Consider the following 17,637-nt stretch of genomic DNA (forward strand, 5'->3'; position numbering starts at 1 on the left):
TCGCCGCTGGATCAGACGGCGAGCCTGCGCGCGGCAGGCTCGGTGCCGGGCAGGGCATCGAGAACCGCCTCGTACGGAACCAGCGCGCCCACCGGTCCGACAGCCGTCAGCGTCGGCTTGGTCGAGAACAGGCGCGAGGACAGGTCCGTCAGCCGGTCGGTCGTCAGCGCCGACAGGCGTTCCATAAGCTCTTCCTTCGGGATCGGCCGGCCGAACAGCAGGAGCTGGCGGGCGATCTGCGAGGCGCGGCTGGCCGGGCTTTCGCCCGACATGATGAGGCCGGCGCGGTATTGCGCGCGGGCGCGGTCGAGTTCGTCCTGCTGGATGTCCTGTCCGGCCCGAGCCAGTTCGCGGATGATGACCGGCACAAGGTCGGCGAGATCGGCCTGGCCGGTGGCGGCATGGACACCGAAAATGCCGGTGTCGGAAAAGCCCCAGTGGAAGGCATAGACCGAGTAGCACAGGCCGCGCTTTTCGCGCACTTCCTGGAACAGGCGGGACGACATGCCGCCGCCGAGGATCATCGACAGGACCTGGCTGGCGTAGAAGTCGCGCACATGATAGGCGCGGCCTTCGAAGCCGAGCACGATCTGCGCATCCATCAGGTCGCGGTTCTCGCGGAAGTCGCCGCCGACATATTGCGCATATTGCGGTGCCGTGGCATCGGCTTTCGTGCGGAAGCCGCCCAGCCGCTTTTCCACCTCGCGCACGAAGTCGTGGTGGCGAATGTCGCCGGCGGCAACCACCACCATACGTTCGGCGCCGTACTGGCGCTCCATGAAGTCGTGAAGCTGCTTCGATGTGAAGGATTTGACCGTTTCCGGCGTGCCGAGGATCGAGCGGCCGAGGGTCTGGTGACGGAACGCGGTTTCCGTGAATCGGTCGAAGACGATGTCGTCGGGGGTGTCGTGCGCGGCGCCGATCTCCTGCAGGATGACGTTCTGCTCGCGGTCGAGTTCGTCGGGATCGAATTCGGACTCCTGCAGGATGTCGGACAGGATATCGACCGCGAGTGGCACATCGTTCGAGAGAACGCGCGCATAGAACGAAGTCGTCTCGACGCTGGTGGCGGCATTGATCTCGCCGCCGACGTTCTCGATCTCGGAGGCGATCTGGAAGGCGCTGCGGCGCTTCGTTCCCTTGAACGCCATGTGCTCGAGAAGATGAGCCATCCCGTGCTCGTCGTCGCGTTCGTTGCGGGCGCCGGACTTGACCCAGGCGCCGAGGGCGACGGATTCGATGCTTGGAAGGGTTTCGGTGGCGACTGTCAGGCCGTTCGACAGACGGCTTACCTCAACACCCATGTAACGGAAACTCCCTAACGCACCGCCTTTGTGTGACGGCTGACATAATCTTCCACCATTTTTATCTCCGATGGAAGTACCGCGTAGTGCTCCTCTTGGCTCATTAGTCCGGACAGCCAGGCGGGCAGAACAGGCGCGATGCCGCTCGCCGCTTCGACGGCGGCTGGGAATTTGGCCGGGTGCGCCGTTGCGAGCACGATCATCGGCGCGGGGCCGGATGGGCGGGCGGCGGCCACATGCACGGCTGTGGCGGTATGCGGGTCGAGCAGATAGCCGCTGCGCGAAAGCGTGGCGCCGATCGTGGCGGCCGTTTCTTCCGTGTCGGCGCGGCCGGCGTCGAACTCGGCGCGGATGCGCGACAGGTCCTTCGCGTCGAGCGTGAAGGCGCCGGACTGTTTGAGCGAGCCCATGTAGCGGCGCACCGTGCCGGCGTCGCGGCCGGACGCTTCGAACAGCAGTCGCTCGAAATTGGAGGAGACCTGGATGTCCATCGACGGCGAGGTGGTCGCCACGACGCCCCTGGTCCTGTATTCGCCGCTTGTCAGCGTGCGCGCCAGGATGTCGTTGTCGTTGGTGGCGATGACCAGCCGCTCGATCGGCAGGCCCATCTTCTTGGCCGCGTAGCCGGCGAAGATGTCGCCGAAATTGCCGGTCGGCACGGTGAAGGACACCGACCGGTCCGGCGCGCCGAGCGACAGCGCCGAGGAGAAATAATAGACGATCTGGGCCATGATGCGTGCCCAGTTGATCGAGTTGACGCCCGAAAGCGCCACCCGGTCGCGGAAGGCATGGTTGTTGAACATGTCCTTCACCAGGCCCTGGCTGTCGTCGAAATTGCCCTCGACGGCCAGCGCATGGACATTGGCGGCGTTCGACGTCGTCATCTGGCGCTGCTGCACCGGCGAGACGCGCCCGTGCGGGAACAGGATGAAGATGTCGGTCCGTTCGCGCCCGGCGAAGGCCTCGATCGCAGCGCCCCCGGTGTCGCCCGACGTGGCACCGACGATGGTTGCGCGCCGTCCCTGTTCGGCGAGCACATGGTCCATCAGTCGCGCCAGAAGCTGCATGGCGACATCCTTGAAGGCGAGCGTCGGGCCGTGGAACAGTTCGAGTACGAAGGTGCCGGGGCCGATCTGGACGAGCGGGCATACCGCGTCGTGGCGGAAGGTGGCGTAGGCCTCGCGCACCATCTTGTCGAACACCGGCGCTGCGATCTCGCCGCCGAGAAAAGGCGTCAGCAGGCGGATGGCGAGATCGGGATAGGCCAGGCCGCGCATGGCGCGAATGTCGGCGGCCGAAAAATGCGGCCATTCCTCGGGGACGTAGAGGCCGCCGTCGCGCGCCAGCCCTGCCAGCACCGCATCGGAGAATCCAAGCACGGGGGCTTCCCCGCGGGTGCTCACGTAGCGCATCGTCAACCGCCTGCCTGATGTCCCGACCGTTGCGCGGCACGCAACGGGGGATTTGTTCGCGTCGTCAGTCGCATTTTTGCCGCCGGGTTGCTATAGGACACCGGCTTTGCCAGAGGGAAGGGCTATCGATGGTGTTTCGTTCGTTCAACGGTCGCTTTTTGGCCGGTGTCGCGCTGGTCGGCTTTATGTTCGCCGTCGCCGGTTGCCAGTCGAGCGACAGCAGCGGCGTTTTGAACCTCACAAGCCAGAAACAGGATACCCCGCCCGCGCCGAAGGTGACGGCAAGCTCTTTGCAGGCCTATTGCCCCAAGGTCACGTTGCGCGACGGCACCGCCTATTTCGACACCTACGCCAGGGGCGGGCAGGGCGACCAGACGAAAATCGTCTACCAGGCGTCGATCAGCGACGTTACCCGCGATTGCAGCCGCGCCAACGGTTCCCTGACCCTCAACGTCGCGGTGGCCGGAAAGGTCGTGCCGGGTCCGCTGGCGAAGCCCGGAACCGTGACCATGCCGATCCGCATCGTCGTGCTGAACGGCACGGACGTGCTCTATTCCAAGCTGCATCAGTATCCGGTTCAGGTGTCCGACCTGTCGGCGGCCACGCAGTTCGTCTTCAATGACGCCAGCATCGTGGTTCCCGACCCGACGGCGAGAACCTACCAGATCTTCGCCGGCTACGACGAAGGTCCCGCCAAGGCGGTCGCCAACGCCGACAAGCCGAAACCGCGCCGCAAGAAGATGCAGGTCGTCAAGAAGAAGCCGGCGCCGGCCGAGCCGGCAGGCTCGCAGACCTCGATCTCGGACATTCCGCGCTGACGCATGGCTCCCGCAACCGGGCACCGGATTCGGGACAAGGACCGTTAGGAACCTGAGCGCGCGGGCGAATCGTAAGGCCCTATGCGTTTGAGGCCGACGGCGCCTACTCGTCGGTCCATTCCGACAGGGCGGCGACCACGCTTTTCAGTTCCGCCCAGCGGCGGATGACCGTTTCCGCTCCAGCCTCGGTCAGCGCGTCGGCGTGGCCGGGATAGCTGTGCGCCCCGCCGGTGAAGCCGATCACCCGCATGCCGGCGCGCCGGGCGCCGGTGACGCCGTGGACGGAATCCTCGATGACGAAGGTTTTGGCAGGGTCGGCGCCCAGCGTTGCCGCCGCATGCAGGAAGACGTCCGGCGCCGGCTTGGTCTTGCCGGTCGGCGTCTCCTCTGCGGAGAAGATGCGACCGGAAAACAGCGGCAGGAGCCGCGTGCGCTCCAGCATGAATTCGATGCGCTCCGAGCGCGAGTTGGAACAGATGCAGCGTGGCGCGGTGATCGAGGCGACGGCCTCATGCACGCCCTCGATGGCGCGCACGTCGCGCTTCAGTCGCTGGCCGACCAGCGTTTCGGCGCGGTCGATGAGCGCGATCTGGAAAGCCACGCCGGACCTTTCCTCGATGCTCATCAAAATATCCTTGAAGGTCAGCCCGGCATAGGTCTGCGCGATCTCTTCGGCCGATATCTCGTAGCCGGCGGCGGTGATCAGTTCGGCCTCGACGCGCGCGGCGATAATTTCGGAATCGACGAGCACGCCGTCGCAATCGAAGATGACCAGGTCGGGTTGAGGCATGACGATCCGCGGCTGGGAGGAAAGGGGCTGTCTGACGAAGCGGCGGCATACACCAGTGCCGGCGGCATCGCAAACAGCGGGCCGCACTTCATGAAATCTTTACGCAAAACGGTAACCATAACAGCCGGTAAACAGTAACGCGTATCTGGGTGTCCGATGTCTGCCGTGCGTCTCCTGGACGAGCTTTCCCATACTCCTCAGCCGGCCGAATGGCTGGATACGATCCTCAAGGGCGATTGCGTCGCAGCGCTTGACCGGCTGCCCGAGAAGTCGATCGACGTCATCTTCGCCGACCCGCCCTACAACCTCCAGCTCGACGGCGACCTACATCGTCCCGACCAGTCCAGGGTCGATGCCGTGGACGACGAGTGGGACCAGTTTGAGAGCTTCGAGGCTTACGACGCCTTCACCCGCGCCTGGCTGCTCGCGGCGCGCCGCGTCTTGAAGCCGAACGGCACCATCTGGGTCATCGGCTCCTATCACAACATCTTCCGCGTCGGCGCCCGCATGCAGGACCTCGGCTTCTGGATCCTCAATGACGTGGTGTGGCGCAAGACCAACCCGATGCCGAATTTTCGCGGCCGCCGTTTCCAGAACGCTCACGAGACGATGATCTGGGCCTCGCGCGACCAGAAGGCCAAGGGCTACACGTTCAACTACGAGGCGATGAAGGCCGCCAACGACGACGTGCAGATGCGTTCGGACTGGCTGTTCCCGATCTGCACCGGTGCCGAGCGGCTGAAGGACGACGACGGCAACAAGGTGCATCCGACGCAGAAGCCGGAAGCGCTGCTGGCGCGCGTTATGATGGCCTCGACCAGGCCGGGCGACGTGGTGCTCGATCCCTTCTTCGGTTCCGGCACGACGGGCGCGGTGGCAAGGCGCCTCGGTCGCCATTTCGTCGGCATCGAGCGCGAGCAGGCCTATATCGACGCCGCCAACGAGCGCATCGCGGCGGTCAGGCCGCTGGACGAAGCTTCGCTGGCGGTGTTGACCGGCAAGCGAGCCGAGCCGCGCGTCGCCTTCGTCAGTCTCATCGACACCGGCCTGATCGCGCCGGGCACCACGCTTTGCGATGCCAAGCGGCGCTGGAGCGCCAAGGTGCGCGCTGACGGTACGTTGGTCGTCGGCGACAATGCCGGCTCGATCCACAGGGTCGGTGCACAGGTGCAGGGCCTGGATGCCTGCAACGGCTGGACGTTCTGGCACTACGAGCGGGCAGGAGGGCTGACCCCCATCGACGAGTTGCGCAGGATCGCGCGCCTCGGCATGGAGCGGGCCGGAGCCTAGAAAGCTTTTTTGCCGAGAGCCGGCGCCTACGGCGTCAGTTCCGTGCCCGGCCGGCTTTGCGGAAATCCTCGAACAGTTTTTCCGCAAGGCGCAGGTCCTCGGGCGTGTCGATGTCGATCACCCGGTCGCGCGGCATGATGTAGAGCGATGCGGGCCGCTCGTTGAACGACAGTCCCAGCAGGGCGACGTCCGTCCTGACCAGATAGAACTGCCCGGCGTCGTGATAGGCCGGGACAAGGTCCTGCGAGCGTCGCAGGTAGTTCTCGGGCTGGAACATGCGCGCAATGCCCTTGTCGTCGATGAAAAGCGCCCGCTGGATCGGGGCGGGGAATTCGGCGGCCGAAAAGACCATGTCCGTTCCCTCCCGCTCGATCAGCGTCAGCGCGCTGGCTATGTCTTCGGCCGAGACGAAAACGGCTGTCGGGTAGACGGTCAGCACGTATTGCGGCTTGCCGTGAGTGCTCACGAACCATTCGAGCGCATGCCGGGTCACCTCGGCCGTGCCGACGAAATCGCCGGAAAGGTGCGGCGGCCGCTCGAACGGGACCTGGGCGCCGTATTTTTCCGCGACGGCACGGATTTCGGCGCTGTCCGTCGACACGATGATCTCGTCGGCAATTCCGGACGCCTTGATTGCCTGGATCGGCCAGGAAATCATCGGCTGGCCATGGAACTCCACAACGTTCTTGCCGGGTATGCGCTTGCTTCCGCCGCGGGCAGGCAGCACCGCCAGGACAGTCGGCTTCATCGCTCCCCCTTTCGCCGGCAAGGTTTGCCGGTTGTGTTACAGTTCGTGCGCGCCGAGTCCCCGGCGCTCTGCCTACATACACCATGAAATATCGGCGTCAGGTCAAGTTTCGCAGGCTCCGGGCAAGCTAGTCGGGGTATTGAACCGGAGAGCCGTGTTCCATTCGGTCAATTCCACCTAGTCGGGGTATTGAACCGGAGAGCCGTGTTCCATTCGGTCAATTCCACCTGGAAGTCTCGCCATGATCCGCAGTTTTCTCGAGCCCGCGCCAAACCTCGACGGCAAGGCCATTCTGGTCACGGGTGGAACCGGCTCGTTCGGCAAGGCTTTCGTGCGGACCGTCCTCCAGCGTTCCAAGCCATCGCGCCTGATCATCTTCTCGCGCGACGAGTTGAAGCAGTACGAGATGAACCAGGAACTCGGCAATCAGGAGTATCCCTGCCTGCGCTATTTCATCGGCGACGTGCGCGACCAGGCCCGCCTCGAAATGGCCATGGCAGGCGTCGACTACGTCGTCCATGCTGCGGCGCTCAAGCACGTGCCGATCGCCGAATACAATCCTTTCGAATGTATCCAGACCAACATCATCGGCGCTGAAAACGTCGTGCGCGCCGCCCTGAACAAGGGCGTGAAGAGGATCGTCGCCCTGTCCACCGACAAGGCGGCCAATCCGATCAATCTCTACGGGGCTTCCAAGCTTGCCTCCGACAAGATCTTCATCGCGGCCAACAATATTTCCGGCAGCTCGGGTGCGCGCTTCTCGGTGGTTCGCTACGGCAATGTCATGGGCTCGCGCGGCAGCGTGCTGCCCTTCTTCCGCAAGCTGGTGGCGAACAAGGTCGACCGGATTCCGATCACGCATCCGGACATGACCCGTTTCTGGATCACGCTGGAACAGGGCGTCAACATGGTGCTGTCGAGCTTCGACCTGATGAAGGGCGGCGAGATTTTCGTGCCGAAAATCCCGTCCATGAAGGTGGTGGACCTCGCCAACGCGGTCGCCCCCGGCATTCCGCACGAGATCGTGGGCATCCGCCCCGGCGAGAAGCTGCACGAAGTCATGGTGACGGGCGACGATGCCCGCATGACGATTGACCTCGGCGACCGGTATGCCATCCTGCCTACCTTCAGGTTCTGGGGTGGCGGTATCGACGCCTCCGCCGATTCGCGGCGGGTGCCGGATGGTTTCAGCTATTCGAGCGAGATCAACGACGAATGGCTGGACGAGACCGGTTTCCAGAGGATGGTCGCCGGCGCGGGCGTCTGAGGCTCTGCCATGTCCGACAAGTTCCTTCCCTACGGCCGTCATTGGATCGACGAGGACGACATCGCGGCCGTCGCCGAAAGCCTGCGCGGCGACTGGCTGACCACCGGGCCGGCCGTTGAAGCCTTCGAGACCGCGTTCGCCGAAACGGTCGGCGCCCGCTATGCCGTCGTCGTGGCCAACGGAACGGTCGCGCTGCATCTGGCCGCCCTGGCGGCGCATGTCGGGCCGGGCGATCTCGGGATCGCGCCCACCATGTCGTTCCTCGCCTCGGCCAACGGCATGTGCTACACGGGCGCCGACATCCTGTTCGCCGATGCGGATCCCGATACCGGCCTGGTGACGCCGGAGACCTTCAGCGCCGCCGTCGCCCGCGCGGGACGACCGGTCAAGATGGCGGTGGTCGTGCATCTGAACGGCAATCCCGTCGCCATGCCCGAGATCGCTCGCATCGCGGCCGAACACGGGATCGTGCTGGTCGAAGATGCCTGCCATGCTCTAGGGACAACCTATCGCGACGAGCACGGCGCCATGGCCAAGGTCGGGGCGTGTCGCCACTCGGCGATGACGGTGTTCTCGCTGCATCCGGTCAAGACGATCACCATGGGCGAGGGCGGCGTCGTCACCACGCAGGACCCGGACGTCTACGAACGGCTGAAACTGTTGCGGTCGCACGGCATGGTCAAGGCGCCCGCGCAGTTCGTCGACCGCGAACTCGCCTTCTCCGGTAATGAGAGAGCAAACCCCTGGTACTATGAGATGCAGGAGCTCGGCTTCAATTACCGGGTTCCCGATTTCGCCTGCGTGCTGGCTCATTCGCAGCTGAAGAAGCTGTCGCTGTTCGCCGAGCGCCGCACCCGTTTGAAGGCGCTTTACGACGAGAGTTTCGCGGGCCTGGGCAATCTCGTGACGCCGGTGCCGGCCGTGTCTTACGGCGAGCCGGTCCTGCATCTCTATCCGCTGCTGATCGATTTCGCGGCGCTCGGAAAGGATCGCGCGCGGGTGATGGCGGAGCTGCGGGCGTTGAGGATCGGAACGCAGGTCCACTACATCCCCATCCATCGGCAGCCATACTATGTCCGGCATAGCGGCGAGGCCGAGCTTCCCGGCGCGGACGCATACTACGCCAGGGTGCTGTCCATTCCTTATTATCCGCTGATGACCGAGTTGGATGCCGAGCGCGTCGTCGACGCGGTCAGGCAGGTGCTGTCGCGGTGAGCCGGGCTTCGTCCCGTGGCTGTCTTCAGCTCGCCAATGTCTTTTGCCTGAGGATAGGCCTCACTTTTCAACAAGCTGCGCGGCAAGGGCGGAAATCTCGCCGTCTTCCCGGTAGATGTCCGCGACGATCGCGGCCGCCTCGTCGGGCGCGTGTTTGAAGGCAAGGCGCATCAGATCCATCCAGTTCTTGTTGTTCTTGCGCCTGACCGCCTCGATCTGATCGATGATCGCGTTGTAGTCTTTCATTTCCTCGATTCCCATTCCGCCTTGGTTATGCCCAGCAGGACGGCGCCGTACTTCCTGCCGTCCCGGATGACATGGTCTCGCCGAAAACCTTCGCGCAGAAAGCCGAAGCGTTCATGCATGGCGATGACTTTTTCATTGAACTCGATGACTTCACAATTCAGTTTCTCGATGTCGAAAGTGGAAAACACCAGATCGAGGAACTGCTGTTCCAGGGCGGAGCCAATGCCGCGGCCCTGGACGGCTTGTGATATATAAAACGCCCAGTCGGCTCTTTTGTGCGCGGAATTGATCGCGCTGAGCCCGGCCGCACCGACGATCTTTCCCCCGTGTTCGACGGAAAAGAACTTCCTGTCCGGTGAGGAGCGAAGGCCGTCTACCCATGACTTATGCTCTTCAGCTCCAATCTGGTGGCTGGTGTACATATTGTTTCTTACGGGCAGCTCATTCCTGATCGAGAGGATTTTGGAGAGATCGGCCTCGGAAAGCTCCGTCACGTTCCGAAAATGCAGGACGACGCCATCGGGCTTGTTCATTTCACCCCTCCATCGGGCGCGCGATTTTCGGACCGGAGGTCTTTCGATCGGGTCAGCATAGCCGAAGAAAACACCGCATCCAGAGGTTTCGGCCAGAAGCGCGCAAGCCCTGTCGGCTTCGTTTTCCAGATGCTAAGAAACGGCTGGACTACGGCCGCGTGGCCTGCGGCAGGTGCGCTCCCGCTCAGGAAAAGGATGATGTCTTGAAGATCGGCAATCGTGAAATCGGGCTCGGTCATCGGCCCTACCTGATCGCGGAAATGTCGGGCAACCACAACCAGTCGCTCGAGCGGGCGCTGGAGATCGTCGATGCCGCCGCCCGCTCCGGCGCGGACGCCATCAAGCTCCAGACCTATACCGCCGATACGATGACGCTCGACATCCGCGCTCCCGGCTTCGTCATCGAGGACGAGGGCAGCCTTTGGGCCGGGCGCCAGCTCTACGAGCTCTACCAGGAAGCGCATACGCCCTGGGAATGGCATAAGCCGATCATGGAGCGCGCGGCAAGCCACGGCCTGCATTGCTTTTCCACCCCGTTCGACGACACCGCCACCGACTTCCTCATGTCGCTCGACGTGCCCGCCTTCAAGATCGCCTCGTTCGAATGCACGGACCTGCCGCTGATCCGCAAGGTGGCGTCGACCGGCAGGCCGATGATCGTTTCGACGGGGATGGCGACCTTGGCCGAAATCGACGACGCGGTGCGGACGGCCAGGGCGGCCGGCTGCAAGGATATCGTGCTGCTCAAATGCACCAGCACCTATCCGGCGACGCCCGAAAACACCAATGTGCGCACGATACCGCATCTGCGCGAGGCGTTTCCCGGCTGCGAAGTCGGCCTTTCCGACCATACGATGGGCTGCGGCGCGGCGGCGGCGGCCGTCGCGCACGGCGCGGTGCTGATCGAAAAGCACTTCACGCTCAGCCGCGCCGACGGCGGCGTCGATTCGGCCTTCTCGCTGGAGCCCGACGAGTTCGGGCAACTGCGCGTCGAGACCGAACGGGCCTGGCAGGCGCTTGGAACCGTGAGCTATGGCGTGAGGCCGGCGGAAGAAAAGTCCACGGCCTACCGGCGCTCCCTTTACATCTCACGCGACGTCAAGGCCGGCGACGTGCTTTCGGCGGAAAACGTCCGCATCATCCGGCCGGGCTTCGGCCTGCCGCCCAAATTCTACGACATCGTGCTCGGCAAGCGTGTGCGTAAGGACGTCTCGGTAGGGACGCCGGTGAGTTGGGACCTTATCGGCTGACGCTGTTTGCCATCCGCCGCCCGTCGTTCAGGAAATCCCGAGGGCCTGAAGGTCTCTCTCCAGACGATCGGCGCCGGTGAACAGCACCGCCTGCCAACCGGCGGCCCTGGCGCCGTCGACATTCTTCTGGCTGTCGTCGATGAAGATGGTCGCCGACGGCTCCAGGCCGAAGGTGGCGGCGTGGCGGTCGTAGATGGCGCGGTCGGGTTTGATCAGGCCGACCTCGCCGGAAACCGTCACGCCGCGCGGCTTCTTCAGGAAGGGAAAACGCTCGCGCGCTTCGCCGAACGTGTCGGCGGCGAAGTTGGTCAGCATCGTCACGTCGTGGCCGGCGTCGATCAGCCGCTCCATGACGGCGACGCTGTCGTCATAGGCGTGCGGCACCATCTCGTGCCATGTCAGGCGGAAATTGCGGATGTTTTCCGCGTGGCCGGGATGTTCGGCGATCAGCAGCGCCTCGGCGTCTTCCCAGGTGCGACCGCGATCCTGCTCGATGTTCCAGTCGTGGGTGCAGACATTGTCGAAGAACCATTTGCGTTTCGCCGCGTCCGGGATCAGCCGGCTGAACGGCAGTTCCGGATCGTAATGGATCAACACCTTGCCGATGTCGAAGACGATATGGCGGATCTTGGTCATGCTTTGGGGACTCGCTTCGGTTTGGTCGCGCCGGGAATGGCGGCCTCGATGGCCTTTTTCATGACGGTCGGCAGCGCCTCGCCCGAAATTCCGGCCGGGCCGGACCAGAAATGGCCGGGCGGCGCCGGTCCGTTCGTTTCGGCGCGGAAAACGGAGAGTTCCAGAGCAAAGTGCGTGAAGACGTGGCCGATGGCTCCCGCCTTTTGCCAATCGGCGGAAAACGGCGCGGCCGAGACGTCCGTCGCTCCGTCGGCTCGGGCGGTCCAGTTGGTGGTCGGCACTTCGCTCATGCCGCCGAGCAGACCCTTTTCCGGGCGCTTGCGCAAAAGGACGGCGCCGTCGCTCCTGACCGCAACGAACGCGGCCCCCCGGCGCAGCGGCTTCTCCGGCTTGGCGAGGCGTACGGGATAGAATTCCGGATCGCCGTTTGCCTGCGCGCTGCAATCCTCGCGCAGCGGGCACAGCATGCAGCGCGGCCGGCGCGGCGTGCAGATGGTGGCGCCGAGGTCCATCGTCGCCTGGGCGAAGTCGCCGGGCCGTTCCCGCGGCACCAGCCCTTCCACCATGGCGCGGACTTCCACCTTCGCCTGCGGCAGCGGCGTGGCGATGGAAAACAGCCGGGTTGTCACCCGTTCGACATTGCCGTCGACGACGGCGGCCGGCCGGTCGAAGGCGATGGCGGCGATCGCGGCGGCGGTGTAGGCGCCGATGCCGGGCAGGGCGCGCAGGCCGTCTTCGGTGTCCGGAAAGGTGCCGCCCAGAGCCGCGACCTGGTCGGCGCAGGCTTTCAGGTTGCGCGCCCGCGAATAGTAGCCGAGCCCCGCCCATGCCTTCATGATGTCGTCGCTCGGTGCAGACGCAAGAGCCGTGACGGTGGGCCATTTCCGCACGAAGGTGCTGAAATAGCTTTTCACGGCTTCCACCGTCGTCTGTTGCAGCATCACTTCCGAAAGCCAGACGCGGTAAGGGTCGGGTCGCACGCCGCGCGCGAGATCGCGCGGCGGCACGCGCCATGGCAGGTCGCGGTGATGCGCGTCGTACCAGGCAAGCAGCCTGCCGGCGATGCCGGCGTCTTGCGGAGCGGGGTTGCGGACGGGCATTGGCGGTGTCATTGATCCTTCAACAGGACTGCGGCGGGCGGCTGGCGCCGGCAATTGGAGCACGCATGGCAGGGAAAAGGCCCTCGGGCAATCCCGTTGCGGTCAGCGATCTCGCGACCGGCATTCTCGACCCGATGCTGCGCAAGCGCGCCGGCATCTCGGTCGGCCTCGTCCAATCGTGGGAAGAGATCGTCGGGCCTCGGCTGGCGCGCCTGTCGCGGCCGGAACGGATTCAGTGGCCGCGCCGCCTGCATGAGGACGATCCGTTCGAGCCGGCCGTGCTGGTCATCGCCTGCGAAGGGGTGGCCGCCCTCCACATCCAGCACCAGACGGGCGAGATCGTCAGCCGCGCCAATACGTTCCTCGGCTTTGCCGCCATTGGCCGCATCCGCATCGTCCAGAAGCCGGGAGCACTCGCATCCAGGTCCCCCCGGCCTGTCCCCCGGGCGCTGTCGGAGACGGAAAGGAGCCGGCTGGCAGGCACGGTCGGCGGCATAGAAGATGCAAGCCTGCGCGCTTCGCTGGAGCGGCTCGGCGCCAGCGTGCTGGGCCATCGCAAATGAAACTCGCATATTCGTGATCGCAGCTGGCAAGTTTGTCCGTTGGCTTGCGCGTGCCGATGCCTTAATTCGCGCCAACTCTCGCCTTTTCGTGCCTTTGCATTGCACAATCCAGCTCCAGTCAGGTGATTCGCATGAACCGTATCTTGTCCCGCAGAAACGTCCTGTCGACGCTGGCCGCCATGCCGGCGGTCGTCGTGCTGGCGGCATGCAGCGATTCCGGCAAGGCCGAGGCTGAAACCAAGCCGGTTGAGCCGGCAAAGCCCGCCGAGACCGCGACACCCGCCACGCCAGCCGAGCCGGCCGCCGAGGCGCCGCAGCCGCAAGGCACCGTCGATATGGCGGAACTGCTCAAGCCGGGCGCTTTGCCGGACAAATCCATGGGCAAGGACGACGCCAAGGTCACCATCGTCGAATATGCCTCGATGACCTGTCCGCACTGCGCGCATTTCAACGACACGACCTTTCCGGACTTGAAGAAGAAATATATCGACACCGGCAAGGTGCGGTACATCCTGCGCGAGTTCCCGTTCCCCGGCGATCCTAGGGCTGCGGCGGGTTTCATGCTGGCGCGCTGCGCCGGCGACAATTATTTTCCGATGGTCGACGTGCTGTTCAAGCAGCAGGAAAACTGGGCGATGGCCAAAGATGCCAAGGACGCCATGTTCCAGCTTTCCAAGCTGGCCGGTTTTACACAGGAGAGCTTCAACGCCTGCTTGACGGACCAGAAGCTTCTGGAACAAGTGAAAGCGGTGCAGGAGCGCGGCGCGGACGAGTTCAAGGTCGACTCGACGCCAACCTTCTTCATCAACGGCAAGACCTACAAGGGGGCTATGTCGATTGCAGAAATGTCGGCCATCATCGACCCTCTGCTCTGACGTCTCCGTGAGCGCGGGGCGGCGCGGATGAAATTTTCGCGCCTGCGCCTGCTCGGCTTCAAATCCTTCGTCGAACCCGGCGAGTTCGTCATCGAGCGCGGGCTGACCGGCATCGTCGGCCCGAATGGCTGCGGCAAGTCGAACCTTGTCGAGGCGCTGCGCTGGGTGATGGGCGAAAGCTCCTACAAGAACATGCGCGCGTCCGGCATGGACGACGTCATCTTTTCCGGCTCCAATACCCGACCTGCCCGCAACACGGCCGAGGTGACGCTGTTCCTCGACAATATCGACCGTTCGGCGCCGTCCGCCTTCAACGACGCGGACGAGTTGCAGGTTTCGCGCCGCATCGAGCGCGAGGCGGGCTCCGTCTACCGCATCAACGGCAAGGAGGCACGCGCCAAGGACGTGCAACTCCTGTTCGCCGACCAGTCCACCGGCGCGCGTTCGCCCTCGATGGTGGGGCAGGGGCGCATCGGTGAGCTGATCCAGGCCAAGCCCCAGGCGCGCCGCGCGCTGCTGGAAGAGGCGGCCGGTATTTCCGGCCTGCACACGCGCCGCCACGAGGCCGAATTGCGCCTGAAGGGCGCCGAGCAGAACCTTGAGCGGCTGGACGATGTCGTCGGAGAACTGGAAGGCCAGATCGAGAGCCTGAAGCGCCAGGCCAGGCAGGCTTCCCGTTTCAAGAATCTGTCCGCCGATATCCGCAAGGCCGAGGCGATCCTGCTGCATCTGCGCTGGACGCAGGCCAAGCTGCAGGAGGGCGAGGCCCGTTCGGCGCTTGCGACTGCCACCGCGCTGGTCGGAGACCGCGCAGCAAGCCAGATGGAGGCGGCGAAGGAGCAGGCGGTCGGCGCGCATCGCCTGCCGGACCTGCGCGAGGCCGAAGCCGCCGCCGCCGCAGCCTTCCAGCGGCTTTCCATCGCCAAGACGCAGATCGAGGAGGAAGCGGACCGTATCCGCGCCCGTCAGGCCGAGTTGGATCGTCGCCTGCAGCAGCTCGACGCCGACATCGCCCGCGAGGAGCGCATGGTGCGCGACAATGCGGAGGTGCTGGAACGCCTGGCGACCGAGGAAACGGCCCTCAACGCCGAGAACGCCGGCGCGACCGATCGCGAAGCGGCCACGCGCGGCGCCTTCGAACAGGCGACGCTGGTGCTCACGGCCAGCGAGGAGGCTCTGTCGAAGCTGACAGCAGCGCGCGCCGAGGCTGCTGCCTCCCGCCAGCAGATGGAACGCACGCTGCGCGATACGGCCGAGCGCCGCGACCGCATCGCCCGCCAGCTCGGCGAGATCGACCGCGAACTGGCCGACCTGACGACGAAGATCGCCGGCCTGCCTGACCCGGTCGAAAAGAAGGCGCTGGCTGAGCAGGCGTCAGCAGCGCTGGAACGCACGGAAGCAGCGGCGATAGCCGCCGAGCAGGCCGTCTTTGCTGCCCGCGCAGCGGAAACGGCGGCGCGCACGCCCTTGCAGGAAGCCAGGGCGGAACTTGCGCGCGTCGAGACGGAAGCGCGCACGCTGGCGAAAATGCTCAACGCTGCCTCCGGTGACCTTTTCCCGGCGGTGCTGGAGCAGGTCAGCGTCGAGCGCGGCTTCGAGACGGCGCTGGGCGCGGCACTTGGCGAAGACCTTGACGTGCCGCTCGACCGCAGCGCGCCGGCGCATTGGGGTGAGAGCGCCATCCAGCCCGGCGACCCGGCGCTCCCTGCGGGCGTCAGGGCGCTCGCCAGCGTTGTGCGCGCGCCGAGCCAGCTTGCCCGCCGGTTGGCGCAGATCGGCATCGTCGAAGCCGCCGACGGCCGCCGCCTGCAAGCGTCTTTGGCGCCCGGCCAGCGACTTGTGAGTCGCGACGGCGCGCTGTGGCGCTGGGACGGACTAACCGCCAGCGCCGATGCGCCGACCGCCGCCGCCCTTCGGCTGGCGCAGAAGAACCGGCTTGCCGAGCTCGACGCCGAGGCCGTCGAGGCGACCAAGGCCGTGCGCGCCGCCGAGGAAGCGCTGGCGGACGCCGAAGGCAGGTTGCGCGGCGCTGTGGAAGCCGAGAAGACGACGCGGCAGGCCGCGCGCGACGCCAGGCAGGCGTTGGATGCTGCCCGCGCCGCGCTGGCCGCCGCCGAAAAGGCCGCCGGCGAGCTTTCCAGCCGCCGCTCGGCGCTGACCGAGACGCGCGGCCGCATCGTCGCCGATCACGAGGAGGTTTCGACGGCTTTCGCGCAAGCCGAGGCGGCCTTGGCCAAGGCGCCTGATCTCGGCGACTTGCAGGCTCGACTGGAGCAGGCCTCCACGCGGGTGGCTGGCGATCGCGCGGCGCTCGCCGAGGCGCGCGCCGTTCATGACGGGTTGAAGCGCGAGGCGGAAGCCCGCACGCGGCGGCTCGCGGCAATCGCCTCCGAGCGTGGAAGCTGGACCGGGCGTGCCGAGAATGCGGCGGCGCAGATCGCGGCCCTCGGCGAGCGCAAGGGCGAGGCGGCGGCCGAGCGGGAAAAACTCGCCGACGCGCCCGATGAACTCGATGCAAGGCGTCGCGCATTGCTGTCGCAACTGTCGCAGGCCGAGGACTTGCGCAAGGCAGCGAGCGACCGTTTGCAGGAAGCGGAGAACCGGCAGGCGGTGCTCGACAAGGCGGCCACCGCCGCCATTCAGGCGCTGGCCGAGTCGCGTGAGCAGCGCGTGCGCGCCGAGGAGCGGCTGACCGCTGCCGACGAGCGCCGGCAGGAGGTCGAGGCGCGTATCCAGGAAGCGCTGGCGGTGCCGCCGCATCTGGTTATTCGCCACACCGGCCTGGAGGCCGACGCCCCGATGCCGGACATGGCCGAGGTGGAGCGCCAGCTGGAGCGGCTCAAGATCGAGCGCGAACGGCTGGGCGCCGTCAACCTGCGCGCCGAAGAGGAGCAGAAGGAACTGTCGGAACGGCTGGAGACGATCGTTTCCGAGCGCGAGGACGTCATCGAGGCGATCCGCAAGCTGCGGCAGGCGATCCAGAGCCTGAACCGCGAGGGCCGGGAGCGGCTGCTGGCGGCCTTCGATGTCGTCAACGGCCATTTCCAGCGCCTGTTCTCCCATCTGTTCGGCGGCGGCACGGCCGAACTGCAACTGATCGAATCGGAAGACCCGCTGGAAGCGGGCCTTGAAATCCTCGCCCGCCCACCCGGCAAGAAGCCGCAGACCATGACGCTGCTTTCAGGCGGCGAGCAGGCGCTGACGGCGATGTCGCTGATCTTCGCCGTGTTCCTGACCAATCCCGCGCCCATCTGCGTGCTGGACGAGGTCGACGCGCCGCTCGACGACCACAATGTCGAGCGCTTCTGCAACCTGATGGACGAGATGGCGAAGTCGACCGAAACCCGCTTCGTCGTCATCACCCACAACCCCATCACCATGGCCCGCATGGACCGACTGTTCGGTGTGACGATGGCCGAGCAAGGCGTGAGCCAGCTCGTCTCGGTCGATCTGCAGGCAGCCGAAGCAATGCGCGAGGCGAGCTGAGTTCTAGCCACTGCACGGGCAGGCGCGCCTAGAATAAGTGGTGCGAATGCGCCGCAGCACGCCGCTGGGTTGGTGCTTCCGTCCACTCAGATCAGAGCCGGGAG

At 65.4% G+C, this 17,637-nt stretch carries 16 protein-coding genes; 8 read left to right on the top strand and 8 right to left on the bottom strand.

Going from position 1 to position 17,637, the window contains the following annotated elements:
- Positions 1-11 precede the first annotated feature (11 nt).
- Both FGU64_RS22395 and thrC read right to left on the bottom strand, forming a co-directional pair.
- Positions 12-1,304, bottom strand: a complete 1,293-nt coding sequence (locus tag FGU64_RS22395) for a pitrilysin family protein (RefSeq protein ID WP_139955090.1) — start codon at positions 1,302-1,304, stop codon at positions 12-14.
- 14 nt (positions 1,305-1,318) lie between these two features.
- On the bottom strand, positions 1,319-2,716 hold the full coding sequence (gene thrC, locus FGU64_RS22400) for a threonine synthase (protein ID WP_139955091.1): 1,398 nt from the start codon (positions 2,714-2,716) through the stop codon (positions 1,319-1,321).
- A 128-nt stretch (positions 2,717-2,844) separates the two neighbouring features.
- Between thrC and FGU64_RS22405 the strand changes: the two genes are divergently transcribed.
- Positions 2,845-3,534 (top strand): hypothetical protein, encoded by a 690-nt coding sequence (locus FGU64_RS22405; protein ID WP_246671193.1) that lies wholly within the window; start codon positions 2,845-2,847, stop codon positions 3,532-3,534.
- Between the two features lie 103 nt (positions 3,535-3,637).
- Here the strand turns inward: FGU64_RS22405 and FGU64_RS22410 are convergent, their stop codons facing one another.
- Positions 3,638-4,324: an HAD family hydrolase gene (locus FGU64_RS22410; RefSeq protein ID WP_139955092.1), complete on the bottom strand. Its 687-nt coding sequence runs from the start codon at positions 4,322-4,324 to the stop codon at positions 3,638-3,640.
- Positions 4,325-4,480: 156 nt separating this feature from the next.
- Here FGU64_RS22410 and FGU64_RS22415 point away from each other — a divergent pair, with 156 nt between their 5' ends.
- Positions 4,481-5,614, top strand: a complete 1,134-nt coding sequence (locus FGU64_RS22415) for a site-specific DNA-methyltransferase (RefSeq protein ID WP_139955093.1) — start codon at positions 4,481-4,483, stop codon at positions 5,612-5,614.
- Between the two features lie 34 nt (positions 5,615-5,648).
- On the opposite strand, the gene pseF is transcribed toward FGU64_RS22415, so the two are convergent.
- The gene (gene pseF, locus FGU64_RS22420) at positions 5,649-6,362 is read right to left on the bottom strand and encodes a pseudaminic acid cytidylyltransferase (RefSeq protein WP_139955094.1); all 714 of its coding nucleotides are present in this window, start codon (positions 6,360-6,362) and stop codon (positions 5,649-5,651) included.
- Positions 6,363-6,603: 241 nt separating this feature from the next.
- On the opposite strand from pseF, the gene pseB reads away from it, so the two are divergent.
- Both pseB and pseC read left to right on the top strand, forming a co-directional pair.
- Positions 6,604-7,629: a UDP-N-acetylglucosamine 4,6-dehydratase (inverting) gene (gene pseB / locus FGU64_RS22425; protein WP_139955095.1), complete on the top strand. Its 1,026-nt coding sequence runs from the start codon at positions 6,604-6,606 to the stop codon at positions 7,627-7,629.
- Between the two features lie 9 nt (positions 7,630-7,638).
- Positions 7,639-8,844, top strand: coding sequence for a UDP-4-amino-4,6-dideoxy-N-acetyl-beta-L-altrosamine transaminase (gene pseC, locus FGU64_RS22430; RefSeq protein WP_139955096.1), 1,206 nt, complete (start codon positions 7,639-7,641; stop codon positions 8,842-8,844).
- 60 nt (positions 8,845-8,904) lie between these two features.
- On the opposite strand, the gene FGU64_RS22435 is transcribed toward pseC, so the two are convergent.
- Positions 8,905-9,090 carry a hypothetical protein gene (locus tag FGU64_RS22435; protein WP_210239050.1) on the bottom strand — a complete coding sequence of 62 codons (186 nt, stop codon included), beginning with the start codon at positions 9,088-9,090 and terminating at the stop codon, positions 8,905-8,907.
- Complete coding sequence (gene pseH / locus FGU64_RS22440; protein ID WP_139955098.1) at positions 9,087-9,623, bottom strand: UDP-4-amino-4,6-dideoxy-N-acetyl-beta-L-altrosamine N-acetyltransferase; 537 nt, start codon at positions 9,621-9,623, stop codon at positions 9,087-9,089. Before pseH ends, FGU64_RS22435 begins: the two co-directional genes overlap by 4 nt.
- Before the next feature lie 203 nt (positions 9,624-9,826).
- Between pseH and pseI the strand changes: the two genes are divergently transcribed.
- Positions 9,827-10,873, top strand: coding sequence for a pseudaminic acid synthase (gene pseI, locus FGU64_RS22445; RefSeq protein WP_139955099.1), 1,047 nt, complete (start codon positions 9,827-9,829; stop codon positions 10,871-10,873).
- A gap of 27 nt (positions 10,874-10,900) precedes the next feature.
- Here pseI and FGU64_RS22450 read toward each other — a convergent pair whose 3' ends face one another.
- Both FGU64_RS22450 and mutY read right to left on the bottom strand, forming a co-directional pair.
- On the bottom strand, positions 10,901-11,509 hold the full coding sequence (locus FGU64_RS22450; RefSeq protein WP_139955100.1) for an HAD family phosphatase: 609 nt from the start codon (positions 11,507-11,509) through the stop codon (positions 10,901-10,903).
- Positions 11,506-12,609: an A/G-specific adenine glycosylase gene (gene mutY / locus FGU64_RS22455; RefSeq protein ID WP_246671194.1), complete on the bottom strand. Its 1,104-nt coding sequence runs from the start codon at positions 12,607-12,609 to the stop codon at positions 11,506-11,508. The genes FGU64_RS22450 and mutY overlap by 4 nt, the downstream gene beginning before the upstream one ends.
- 65 nt (positions 12,610-12,674) lie before the next feature.
- On the opposite strand from mutY, the gene FGU64_RS22460 reads away from it, so the two are divergent.
- The 3 genes from FGU64_RS22460 to smc all read left to right on the top strand — a co-directional run bounded on the left by FGU64_RS22460 (position 12,675) and on the right by smc (position 17,533).
- Positions 12,675-13,172: a DUF721 domain-containing protein gene (locus FGU64_RS22460; RefSeq protein WP_139955102.1), complete on the top strand. Its 498-nt coding sequence runs from the start codon at positions 12,675-12,677 to the stop codon at positions 13,170-13,172.
- Between the two features lie 131 nt (positions 13,173-13,303).
- Complete coding sequence (locus FGU64_RS22465; protein WP_139955103.1) at positions 13,304-14,047, top strand: DsbA family protein; 744 nt, start codon at positions 13,304-13,306, stop codon at positions 14,045-14,047.
- A gap of 27 nt (positions 14,048-14,074) precedes the next feature.
- Positions 14,075-17,533 carry a chromosome segregation protein SMC gene (gene smc, locus FGU64_RS22470; RefSeq protein ID WP_139955104.1) on the top strand — a complete coding sequence of 1,153 codons (3,459 nt, stop codon included), beginning with the start codon at positions 14,075-14,077 and terminating at the stop codon, positions 17,531-17,533.
- The last annotated feature ends 104 nt before the right edge of the window (positions 17,534-17,637 follow it).

It is taken from the genome of Mesorhizobium sp. 8, assembly GCF_006351905.1.
Classification (GTDB): domain Bacteria; phylum Pseudomonadota; class Alphaproteobacteria; order Rhizobiales; family Rhizobiaceae; genus Mesorhizobium; species Mesorhizobium composti.